The organism is Oleiphilus sp. HI0061 (assembly GCF_001635675.1).
Genome location: NZ_LWFE01001148.1, coordinates 1 through 11,540 on the forward strand (window position 1 = coordinate 1; position 11,540 = coordinate 11,540).

The following is an 11,540-nucleotide window of genomic DNA, read 5'->3' on the forward strand; positions in this document are numbered from 1 at the left end:
CCATCAACCATTGCTTTCGCTTCTTTAAGGCCAAGACCTGTAAGAGCACGAACTGCTTTGATTACGTTAACTTTCTTATCGCCAGCGCCAGCAAGAACAACGTCAAACTCAGTCTGTTCAGCGGCAGCAGCACCACCAGCGTCACCGCCAGCAGCAGGAGCAGCAGCTACAGCAGCAGCTGCAGATACGCCGAATTTCTCTTCCATTGCTTCAACTAGTTCAACAACGTCCATTACGCTCATTTCAGCGATTGCATTTAAAATATCGTCTTTAGATAGAGACATGGTCCCATTCTCCTAAATGTAAGTTATATAAAAAATAATTAAGCTGCGTCTTTCTTCTGATCGCGAACTGCTGCCACTGCACGAGTAACCTTCGAAGGAACTTCGTTGAATGTACGTGCAAGCTTGGTAATAGGTGCTTGAATAACGCTGGCCAACATGCCCAACGCCTGATCGCGCGTTGGCAACTTAGCCAAACGATCGATCTGATCTGCACCCAGTAGTTCACCACCAACCGCTAATGCTTTTATCTCGAATGCTTCTTTTTCTTTAGCAAAATCTTTCAACAAGCGCGCTGCCGCACCTGGATCTTCCAAAGAAAATGCAAGAATTGTTGGACCAACCAACGCTTCAGCTGCACATTCAAACTCTGTTCCTTCTACCGCACGCTTTGCTAAGGTGTTTCGAACGACACGAAGATAAACTCCGCCTTCACGAGCTTCTTTACGAAGGCCTGTCATATCATTAGCGTCAACGCCATGATAATCAGCCATCACAAGAGATAAAGCACCGCCAGCAACTTCGTTGACTTCGGCGACAATCGCCTTTTTGTCTTCGATTCCAATTGCCATTGGTTTTCTCCTCAAGAGAGTCAGCCGAAGCTGACCACTTAGTTCCACCCCCTGTTAGCATAAACAGGGAGCGACCTACGGCGGAGATACAACTCATTTAAGAGAGTCCACACACCGTCTGCGCAGGAGATTAAGTTAGCACTCTAAATTAATAAATAGCCAACACCTGCGGTCTTTGACAGCCCGAGCTAGGCTCAGACTCCAAAGTATTCTTTAACATATCTTCTTATGAAGACACTGAGCTCTGATCAATAAGTAGACCAGGACCCATTGTTGAAGAAAGTGTAACTTTCTTCAAATATACACCTTTTGCAGAAGCAGGCTTAGCCTTCTTCAAGTCAGCCAACAATGCTTCGATATTCTGTTTAATCGAATCAGCTGAGAAGTCAACATTACCGACGATAGTATGAACAATACCGTTCTTGTCAGTTCTATAACGAACCTGACCAGCTTTTGCATTTTTAACGGCAGTCGCTACGTCTGGCGTCACTGTACCAACTTTCGGGTTTGGCATTAGACCGCGTGGACCAAGAATTTGACCTAACTGACCAACTACACGCATTGCGTCCGGAGATGCAACAACTACGTCAAAATCCATGTTTCCAGCTTTAACTTCAGCAGCCAACTCGTCCATACCAACGATATCAGCACCAGCTTCTTTAGCTTTCTCTGCATTTTCACCTTGAGTAAACACAGCAACACGAACTGTTTTGCCAGTTCCATTTGGTAGAACTGTAGAACCTCGAACAGCCTGGTCAGATTTACGCGCATCAACACCTAGGTTGATAGCAACATCTACCGACTCAGTAAACTTAACACCGCTTGAAAGCTCAGCAAGCAAAGCTACCGCTTCTTCTACCGTGTACGCTTTTTCTGCTTGAACTTTTTCCTGCACCAACTTTTGGCGCTTTGTTAATTTTGCCATTAGTTAACACCCTCAGTATTAAGTCCCATGCTACGCGCTGTACCAGCAATAATTCTTACTGCAGCATCCATATCACCTGCATTTAAGTCAGGGTCTTTAGTTTTAGCAATTTCTTCTAACTGAGCGCGAGTAACAGTTCCAACCTTCTCAGTATTAGGACGACCGCTACCACTAGTGATACCAGCAGCTTTCTTCAACAGAATAGATGCAGGTGGGGTCTTCATGACAAAAGTAAAACTCTTGTCACTATATACAGAAATTACAACAGGAACTGGCAGACCTGGTTCAACACCTTGAGTCTGAGCGTTAAACGCTTTACAGAATTCCATGATGTTAACACCGTGCTGACCTAGTGCAGGACCAACCGGCGGACTTGGATTCGCTTTACCAGCGGCTACCTGAAGCTTGATATAAGCATCAACTTTCTTTGCCATTTTTTACTCCTTCGGGTTCAAACGCTTCAATAGCTCCCCGTATAGACAGAAAAAGCCCACTTTGCAGTTCGCAAAGTGAGCAGATAAAATCTTACTTGCTTAGTCTTTTTCTACTTGCCCAAACTCTAGTTCGACAGGGGTAGAGCGACCAAAAATCAGAACCGCTACTTTAACGCGGCTCTTCTCGTAATCTACTTCCTCAACAACACCATTAAAGTCTGCAAACGGCCCATCGATAACCCGAACCACTTCACCAGCTTCAAACAAGGTCTTAGGACGAGGTTTCTCTGCACCCGTCTCTATCTTCTGAAGAATCGTATCAGCTTCACGATCAGTAATTGGCACAGGTCTTTCAGCAGTACCACCAATAAAGCCTAACACTCTTGGAGTGGACTTAACCAAATGCCAAGCATCGTCGTCCATTTCCATTTGCACAAGAACGTAGCCTGGATAAAACTTACGCTCACTCTTGCGCTTTTTACCTTCGCGCATTTCTACCACTTCCTCTGTAGGAACCAGTATTTCACCAAATTTTGCTTCCAAGCCTTTCAAAGCAACCTGCTCTTGCAACGAGCGCATTACCTGCTTTTCGTAACCTGAATAGGCATGAACTACATACCAAGCTTTGGACATCGTGATTCTCCTACTACCCTATAATACTGGAAACAATCCAGCCGATCAGGGAGTCGACACCCCATAAAATAAGCGCAACCACTAACACAAAAACAACAACTATCATTGTCGTCTGGGTCAACTCTTGCTTAGTAGGCCATACAACCTTACGAATCTCTAAACGAGCTTCAGAGACCAACTTCGCAAAGGCCTGCCCTTTTGTCGTTTGAACGGCAACCCATCCAGCAACAAATGCCAAAACAAGTAGCGCAAGCACTCTGTACAACAGAGATTCTGCTTCAAAATAGTAGTTACCCACCACGCCCGCTGACACCAAACAAAGCACCAACAACCACTTCAGCGTATCTAGCGCACTACCTTCTTTCTCTACCTTTGCATTCATAATCGACGCACTAATAAGTATTCTGTTCCACTACCATTTATTACTAGAATAAATGGCAGGCCAGGAGGGAATCGAACCCCCAACCTGCGGTTTTGGAGACCGCTGCTCTGCCAATTGAGCTACTGGCCTATACAAAAGAAGGCAGCATCAAGCTGCCTTCCAAACATAGACTAAGATTATTCAACAATCTTAGCTACAACACCCGCACCTACAGTACGACCACCTTCACGAATCGCGAAGCGTAGACCTTCTTCCATCGCGATTGGCGCGATCAAAGTAGCTGTTAACTGTACGTTATCACCAGGCATTACCATTTCAACACCTTCAGGCAACTCACAAGCACCTGTCACATCAGTCGTACGGAAGTAGAACTGTGGACGGTAACCTTGGAAGAATGGCGTATGACGACCACCTTCATCTTTACCCAAGATATATACTTCAGCTTCAAACTTAGTGTGAGGCTTAACAGAACCAGGCACACATAGAACCTGACCACGCTCAACTTCGTCACGCTTAGTACCACGCAGAAGAACACCAACGTTCTCACCCGCACGACCTTCGTCTAGAAGCTTACGGAACATCTCAACACCAGTACAAGTAGTGGTTTGAGTTTCCTTGATACCAACAATCTCGATTTCTTCACCAACTTTGATGATACCACGCTCAACACGACCCGTTACAACCGTACCACGACCTGAGATTGAGAACACGTCCTCAACAGGCATTAGGAATGGCTGATCTACAGCACGCTCTGGCTCTGGAATATAAGAATCTAGCGACTCAACCAACTTCTTAACAGCAGTTGTACCTAGCTCGTTATCATCTTCGCCGTTCAATGCCATCAAAGCAGAACCTGCGATAATTGGCGTATCATCACCTGGGAACTCATAAGTGTCTAGCAATTCACGAATTTCCATTTCAACCAATTCAAGCATCTCGTTGTATTCTTCTGAACCTGCACCACCACAGTCTTCAGCCAACAAGTCAGCCTTGTTCAAGAATACTACAATGTAAGGTACACCTACCTGACGAGACAAAAGGATGTGCTCACGAGTCTGAGGCATAGGACCATCAGTCGCACCACAAACCAAGATAGCACCATCCATCTGAGCAGCACCTGTGATCATGTTTTTAACATAATCGGCGTGCCCTGGGCAGTCAACGTGAGCGTAGTGACGATCAGTTGAATCATACTCAACGTGAGACGTCGCGATAGTGATACCACGCTCTCTTTCCTCTGGTGCATTATCGATGTTTGCGAAATCAACCTTCTCACCACCGAATACTTCTGCACATACACGCGTTAGCGCTGCTGTCAAAGTTGTTTTACCATGGTCAACGTGACCAATAGTACCTACGTTAACGTGCGGTTTATTACGTTCAAATTTTTCTTTAGCCACGGTTACACCCCTTTTTCTATGCTACCGACTTTAGTTTAATTAAGACTACGATTTATTAATAATCACTTCTGCAACCGCTTTTGGCGCTTCTGAATAAGTCAAAAACTCCATCGCGTAGGTTGCGCGACCCTGTGTTGCGGATCGCAAATCTGTTGCGTATCCGAACATTTCAGATAAGGGAACTTCAGCATTAACCACCTTACCAGCGGCGCTCTCTTCCATACCCTGTATGNGACCTCGGCGACGATTTAAGTCACCAACCACATCTCCCATATTCTCTTCTGGCGTTACCACTTCAACCTTCATAACCGGCTCAAGCAATACCGCACCACCTTCTGATGCCAACTTTTTAGTCGCCATACTAGCAGCAATTTTAAATGCCATTTCATTAGAGTCGACATCATGAAAAGAGCCGTCATAGAGCGTCGCCTTCAAACCTAGCAACGGATAACCAGCCAGAATACCGTTTTGCATCTGCTCTGCGATACCCTTTTCAACTGCCGGGATAAACTCACGCGGCACAGCACCACCAACAATCTCATTTACAAACTCTAAACCTTCTTCGCCATCCGCTAAGGGCTCAAACTTAAGCCAAACATGCCCATACTGACCACGCCCACCTGACTGACGAACAAATTTACCTTCAATATCACTAATATTTTTAATCGCTTCACGGTAAGCCACCTGCGGCTTACCAATATTTGCCTCAACACTGAACTCACGCTTCATGCGATCAACGATGATATCCAGGTGCAATTCGCCCATTCCGGAGATAATCGTCTGGCCCGTCTCTTCATCGGTTTTTACTCTAAACGAAGGATCTTCCTGCGCAAGCTTACCTAGGGCAACACCCATCTTTTCCTGGTCTGCCTGCGTACGAGGCTCCACTGCAACCGAAATTACAGGCTCTGGAAACTCCATACGCTCAAGCGTAATCTTGTTCTCAATATTACATAGCGTTTCGCCAGTAGTAACATCCTTAAGGCCGACCGCAGCTGCAATATCTCCAGCCAATACTTCTTTTATTTCTTCTCGGTCATTTGCATGCATCTGCACCATTCGACCAATGCGCTCCTTCCTACCCTTAACTGGGTTATACACGGTATCGCCGGTTTTTAGCGATCCAGAGTAGACCCTAAAGAAAGTCAGAGTACCAACAAAGGGGTCCGTCGCAATCTTAAACGCAAGAGCAGAAAATGGAGCAGAATCATCAGCCTCTCGAGACTCAACAGTCTCGTCATCATCAAGCACACCCTCGATCGCTTTAACCTCTTCAGGAGACGGCAGGTACTCAACAACAGCATCAAGCATCGCCTGAACACCTTTATTCTTAAAGGCAGAACCGCCAATAACCGGCACAATCTCATTCGCCAACGTACGCTTGCGAATCGCCTGCTTTATTTGCTGCTCAGAAAGCTGCTCACCTTCTAAATAAAGCTCCATCAAGTCATCATCCGCCTCTGCAGCGGACTCAACAAGAAACTCTCTCATCTCCTCACACTCATCCAGCAGATCTTCAGGAATCTCTGCGTAATCAAAGGTCATACCCTGATCAGCTTCGTTCCATAAAATAGCTTTCATCTTAATCAGGTCAACCACACCTTTAAACTCGTCCTCTGCACCAATTGTCATTTGCAGAGGCACTGGCGTAGCACCTAGACGATCTTTTAACTGTTCGACTACCATTCGGAAGTCAGCACCTGTTCGGTCCATCTTATTAACAAAGACCATGCGCGGCACTTCATATTTATTAGCCTGCCGCCAGACCGTTTCAGTTTGCGGCTGCACACCTGACGAACCACACAAAACCACAACCGCACCATCAAGCACGCGGAGCGAGCGCTCTACTTCAATTGTAAAGTCAACGTGCCCAGGCGTATCGATAATATTCACGCGATGCTGATCAAACTGTTGCTGCATTCCCGACCAGAAACACGTGGTCGCAGCAGAGGTTATCGTGATACCTCGCTCTTGCTCCTGCTCCATCCAATCCATTGTCGCCGCACCATCGTGCACTTCACCTATTTTATGCGACAAGCCTGTATAGAAAAGAACTCGCTCCGTTGTCGTTGTTTTACCAGCATCAACGTGCGCACAAATACCAATATTTCTATACCTGGAAATTGGAGTCTTACGTGCCAATTTTTTATCCTCTTAAACCCAAAAAGGCCCGCATAAAATGCAGGCCATATAACACTCGTATACCTTAGAAACGGTAGTGAGAGAAAGCCTTGTTTGCTTCGGCCATCTTGTGAACATCTTCACGTTTCTTAACCGCTGCACCCTTACCTTCGGCTGCATCGATAATCTCACCCGCTAGACGCAAAGCCATAGACTTTTCGCCACGCTTACGAGAGTAGTCCACCAACCAACGCATTGCTAGCGCTACCTGACGAGCCGGACGAACTTCAACTGGAACCTGATAAGTAGCACCACCAACACGGCGAGACTTAACCTCTACCATTGGCTGGATAGACTCTAGCGCTTTATCAAACAGCTCTAAAGGATCTTCATGACCCTTTGCTTTAACAGCATCTAATGCACCGTATACAATTTTCTCTGCTACGGATTTTTTACCATGAACCATTACGTGGTTCATAAACTTTGCAAGCGTTTGATTTCCAAATTTAGGATCTGGAAGTATCTCGCGTTTTGCTACGACTCTTCTTCTTGGCATGACAAGCCCTCTTTTAACATCAAAGGTCTTCAGGGTCGCTCAGACATAAAACGAAATATTTCGCCAGTCCGACCTTACTCTTATCCTTCAATCAATTATCTCATTGTTAATTGAAATATTTATGACAATTAACGCTTTCAGACAGACCTAAGACTACCCCTTAGGACGCTTAGCACCGTATTTAGAACGACCCTGACGTCTATCTGCAACACCTGAAGTATCCAAGCTACCACGAACTGTGTGATAACGAACACCAGGCAAATCTTTAACACGACCACCACGAATAAGAACAACGCTGTGCTCTTGTAGGTTATGGCCTTCACCACCGATATACGATGTAACCTCGTAACCGTTCGTTAGACGAACACGACAAACCTTACGCAAAGCCGAGTTTGGCTTCTTAGGTGTCGTAGTGTATACACGAGTACAAACGCCTCGACGTTGAGGACAAGCCTGCAACGCGGGTACGTCACTTTTCGCGACTACACGTTTACGAGGCTTACGTACCAACTGATTAATCGTTGCCATGTAAGCAAACTCCAATATCTATATTTTTAAAAACCGTTTCATTACAAAACGTCAAACTACTATGCCGAAATTGCTGGCACAATAAAGTTGAGGGGCGCAAGTCTAATGACGCCCCCCTCAACTGTCAAGCAATGCGGTGATTTTTTGTTCACCGCACCTGCATCCACTTACTTAACAAGCAATTACTGCTTATTAAGCTCGGCACTCAATGCTGCAACAACATCCTGTGCACTTACACCCAAGCCCTCTTCAGCGATAGGTGCCAACTTCTGATCTTTCTTACGCTTACGCTCTGAGTGGTAAGCCAAGCCTGTACCCGCTGGGATCAAACGGCCCACTACCACGTTCTCTTTCAAGCCACGTAAGTAGTCACGCTTACCTGTTACCGCACCTTCAGTCAGTACGCGCGTTGTTTCCTGGAACGATGCAGCAGAGATAAACGACTCAGTTGCAAGCGAAGCTTTGGTAATACCCAACAACTGACGCTCACACTGCGCAGGCATCTTGTCGTTCGAATCAGCCTCTTCATTAGCTTCCAAGAACTTCACATACTCAACCTGGTCACCCTTGATCAAGTCAGTATCACCAGACTGCGTAATCTCAACTTTACGCAACATCTGGCGCACGATAACTTCGATATGCTTATCGTTAATTACAACACCCTGCAAACGGTAAACGTCCTGCACTTCGTTAGTGATGTATTTAGATAGCTCCACAACACCCAGTAGGCGCAAAATATCGTGCGGGTTAGAAGGTCCATCCGAGATAACCTCACCCTTTTCTACTGTTTCGCCTTCGAATACGTTCAACTGGCGATACTTGTGAATCAATGCTTCATACGGCTCAGCACCATCTTTAGGCGTAATCACTAATCGCTTCTTGCCCTTAGTCTCTTTACCGAAACTAACAACACCAGAAATTTCAGCCAAGATAGAAGGCTCTTTAGGCTTACGCGCCTCGAACAAGTCAGCTACTCGCGGTAGACCACCTGTGATATCACGAGTCTTAGATGACTCTTGAGGAATACGAGCCAAGACGTCGCCTACTTCAACCATGTCGCCATCACGCATATTTAACAAAGCGTTAGCTGGCAAGAATACCTGAATCGGATTATCCGTACCTGGTAATAAGACAGGGTTACCATCTTCATCCACAAGCTGAACCATTGGACGAATATCTTTACCTGAAGATGGACGATCTTTCGGATCGATAATCTGGATATTGGATAGACCTGTTAACTCATCAGTTTGAGTCGTTACGGTAATACCCTCTTCCATTCCAACGAACTGAGCCTTACCACCATTTTCGGTAATGATTGGGTGCGTATGTGGATCCCACTTAGCAACCACACCACCCGCTTCGATCTTGTCACCGTCTTTAGCCGAGATCACAGCACCGTAAGGAAGCTTATACCACTCACGCTCGCGACCATGCTCATCAGCTACTGCTAGCGCAGAAGAACGAGAGGTTACAACTAGGCAGCCGTCTTTACGTTCAATCGACTTCATATTATGCAGGCGGATCTTACCACCATGCTTAACCTGAATATTATCTACTGCAGATGATCTAGACGCCGCACCACCGATGTGGAAAGTACGCATCGTTAACTGTGTACCCGGCTCACCGATTGACTGCGCAGCGATAACACCAACAGCCTCACCCTTGTTAACAACATGGCCACGAGCCAAGTCACGACCATAGCACTGGGCACAAACACCGTGTCGAGTATCACAGGTTATCGCTGAGCGAACCCATACTTCATCAACACCTGCCTTTTCTAGTTCGGATACCTTCTTTTCATCCAAGAAGGTGCCAACAGGCAGAACAACATTTTCTAAATCACCCGGTGCAAAGATATCTTTCGCTGCAACACGACCCAATACACGATCACCTAGTGGTACAACAACATCACCACCTTCAATCATTGGCGTCATTAACAGACCTTCTTTGGTGCCACAATCATCATTGGTCACAACAAGATCCTGGGCAACGTCAACCAAACGACGAGTTAGGTAACCGGAGTTTGCAGTCTTCAATGCCGTATCCGCCAAACCTTTACGAGCACCGTGAGTAGAGATGAAGTACTGAAGTACGTTCAAACCTTCACGGAAGTTTGCTGTGATTGGCGTTTCGATGATCGAACCATCCGGCTTAGCCATCAAACCACGCATACCAGCTAGCTGACGAATCTGTGCAGCCGAGCCCCTTGCGCCTGAGTCAGCCATCATAAAGACTGAGTTAAATGAGTCTTGCTCAACCGTCTTACCTTCACGATCAACGACGGTATCTTTACCGAGATTATCCATCATCGCTTTAGCGACTTTATCGTTAGCTCTCGCCCAGATATCGATAACCTTGTTGTATTTCTCACCGTGCGTCAGAAGACCTGAGGCAAACTGAGTCTCGATCTCTTTTACTTCAGCAGAAGACGCATCGATAATCGTATATTTCTCATCAGGTATAACGAAGTCGTTAACACCGATAGATGAGCCAGAAAACGTCGCTTGAGAAAAGCCTAAATACATAAGCTGGTCTGCGAAGATTACCGTATCTTTCAAACCACATACGCGATATGCAGTATTGATCAACTTAGAGATCGCCTTTTTAACCATCGGGCGGTTAACTAAATCAAATGGTAAGCCATCAGGAAGAATATCGAACAACATTGCTCGACCAACTGTCGTATCTGCAATCAACGACTTGCTTACATTGTTACCGTCTTCATCTTTGGTAACCTCTGTAAGACGAACTTTTACTTTCGCCTGCAAGTGAACTTTTTTCGCACCGTATGCTCTCTGAACCTCTTTAATATCAGAGAAAACCATACCTTCACCTTGAGCGTTTATACGCTCACGGGTCATATAGTACAAACCTAGTACAACATCCTGGGAAGGAACGATAATTGGCTCACCATTCGCAGGCGCAAGAATATTGTTAGTAGACATCATTAAGGCACGCGCTTCCAACTGAGCTTCTAGCGTCAGAGGAACGTGCACCGCCATTTGGTCACCATCAAAGTCAGCGTTATATGCCGCACAAACTAGTGGGTGTAACTGGATCGCTTTACCTTCGATCAATACCGGCTCAAATGCCTGAATACCCAAACGGTGAAGTGTCGGTGCACGGTTCAACATTACCGGGTGCTCACGAATTACTTCAGCAAGAATGTCCCATACTTCAGGTGTTTCACGCTCAACCATCTTCTTCGCCGCTTTGATGGTCGTAGCTAAACCACGATGCTCAAGCTTAGAGAAGATAAATGGTTTAAATAGCTCAAGTGCCATTTTCTTAGGCAAACCACACTGATGCAAACGAAGGCTAGGACCAACAACGATCACCGAACGACCAGAGTAATCAACACGCTTACCAAGAAGGTTCTGGCGGAAACGACCCTGCTTACCTTTGATCATGTCAGCCAAAGACTTAAGAGGACGCTTGTTTGAACCAGTGATAGCACGACCACGACGGCCGTTATCTAGCAATGCGTCCACAGATTCTTGCAACATACGTTTTTCGTTACGAACAATGATATCTGGTGCGCTCAGCTCTAGTAGTCGCTTCAAACGATTGTTACGATTGATCACTCGACGATAAAGGTCGTTCAGATCAGACGTCGCAAAACGACCGCCATCCAGGGGAACCAAAGGACGAAGATCTGGTGGAAGTACAGGCAACACCTTCAAGACCATCCACTCAGGGTTATTGCCT

General features: G+C 46.0%; 11 protein-coding genes and 1 tRNA gene. All 12 read right to left on the reverse strand.

The features are described from left to right. Nucleotides 1–284 (reverse strand): 50S ribosomal protein L7/L12 (gene rplL / locus A3735_RS17275; protein ID WP_068638342.1); only part of this gene is annotated, 284 nt, incomplete at its 3' end. 38 nt (nucleotides 285–322) lie between these two features. Then, on the reverse strand, nucleotides 323–853 hold the full coding sequence (gene rplJ, locus A3735_RS17280; RefSeq protein WP_068507430.1) for a 50S ribosomal protein L10: 531 nt from the start codon (nucleotides 851–853) through the stop codon (nucleotides 323–325). Nucleotides 854–1,079: 226 nt separating this feature from the next. Next, entirely contained in the window at nucleotides 1,080–1,778 is a 699-nt protein-coding gene (gene rplA, locus A3735_RS17285) for a 50S ribosomal protein L1 (protein ID WP_068507433.1), read from the reverse strand. Continuing rightward, a complete protein-coding gene (gene rplK / locus A3735_RS17290) occupies nucleotides 1,778–2,212 on the reverse strand; it encodes a 50S ribosomal protein L11 (RefSeq protein ID WP_068507436.1) in 435 nt (144 codons plus the stop codon). The genes rplA and rplK overlap by 1 nt, the downstream gene beginning before the upstream one ends. A gap of 99 nt (nucleotides 2,213–2,311) precedes the next feature. Further along, complete coding sequence (nusG, locus tag A3735_RS17295) at nucleotides 2,312–2,845, reverse strand: transcription termination/antitermination protein NusG (RefSeq protein ID WP_068507438.1); 534 nt, start codon at nucleotides 2,843–2,845, stop codon at nucleotides 2,312–2,314. A gap of 13 nt (nucleotides 2,846–2,858) precedes the next feature. Continuing rightward, nucleotides 2,859–3,227: a preprotein translocase subunit SecE gene (gene secE, locus A3735_RS17300; RefSeq protein ID WP_068507441.1), complete on the reverse strand. Its 369-nt coding sequence runs from the start codon at nucleotides 3,225–3,227 to the stop codon at nucleotides 2,859–2,861. Between the two features lie 53 nt (nucleotides 3,228–3,280). Beyond that, nucleotides 3,281–3,356, reverse strand: a tRNA-Trp gene (locus A3735_RS17305). Between the two features lie 47 nt (nucleotides 3,357–3,403). Next, on the reverse strand, nucleotides 3,404–4,627 hold the full coding sequence (gene tuf, locus A3735_RS17310) for an elongation factor Tu (RefSeq protein WP_068552924.1): 1,224 nt from the start codon (nucleotides 4,625–4,627) through the stop codon (nucleotides 3,404–3,406). Nucleotides 4,628–4,672: 45 nt separating this feature from the next. Continuing rightward, nucleotides 4,673–6,769: an elongation factor G gene (gene fusA, locus A3735_RS17315; RefSeq protein WP_068638345.1), complete on the reverse strand. Its 2,097-nt coding sequence runs from the start codon at nucleotides 6,767–6,769 to the stop codon at nucleotides 4,673–4,675. Nucleotides 6,770–6,833: 64 nt separating this feature from the next. Beyond that, on the reverse strand, nucleotides 6,834–7,304 hold the full coding sequence (gene rpsG, locus A3735_RS17320; RefSeq protein WP_068509920.1) for a 30S ribosomal protein S7: 471 nt from the start codon (nucleotides 7,302–7,304) through the stop codon (nucleotides 6,834–6,836). Between the two features lie 153 nt (nucleotides 7,305–7,457). Continuing rightward, the gene (gene rpsL / locus A3735_RS17325; protein ID WP_068456027.1) at nucleotides 7,458–7,832 is read right to left on the reverse strand and encodes a 30S ribosomal protein S12; all 375 of its coding nucleotides are present in this window, start codon (nucleotides 7,830–7,832) and stop codon (nucleotides 7,458–7,460) included. Nucleotides 7,833–8,014: 182 nt separating this feature from the next. Continuing rightward, the coding region (gene rpoC, locus A3735_RS17330) for a DNA-directed RNA polymerase subunit beta' (protein WP_068638347.1) at nucleotides 8,015–11,540 on the reverse strand (3,526 nt) is incomplete at its 5' end.

Coding starts and splice junctions, on each gene's coding strand:
- nusG (WP_068507438.1), bottom strand. CDS start 2,845: ATGTCCAAAGCTTGGTATGTAGTTCATGCCTATTCAGGTTACGAAAAG.
- rpsL (WP_068456027.1), bottom strand. CDS start 7,832: ATGGCAACGATTAATCAGTTGGTACGTAAGCCTCGTAAACGTGTAGTC.
- rplJ (WP_068507430.1), bottom strand. CDS start 853: ATGGCAATTGGAATCGAAGACAAAAAGGCGATTGTCGCCGAAGTCAAC.
- rplA (WP_068507433.1), bottom strand. CDS start 1,778: ATGGCAAAATTAACAAAGCGCCAAAAGTTGGTGCAGGAAAAAGTTCAA.
- secE (WP_068507441.1), bottom strand. CDS start 3,227: ATGAATGCAAAGGTAGAGAAAGAAGGTAGTGCGCTAGATACGCTGAAG.
- rplK (WP_068507436.1), bottom strand. CDS start 2,212: ATGGCAAAGAAAGTTGATGCTTATATCAAGCTTCAGGTAGCCGCTGGT.
- rpsG (WP_068509920.1), bottom strand. CDS start 7,304: ATGCCAAGAAGAAGAGTCGTAGCAAAACGCGAGATACTTCCAGATCCT.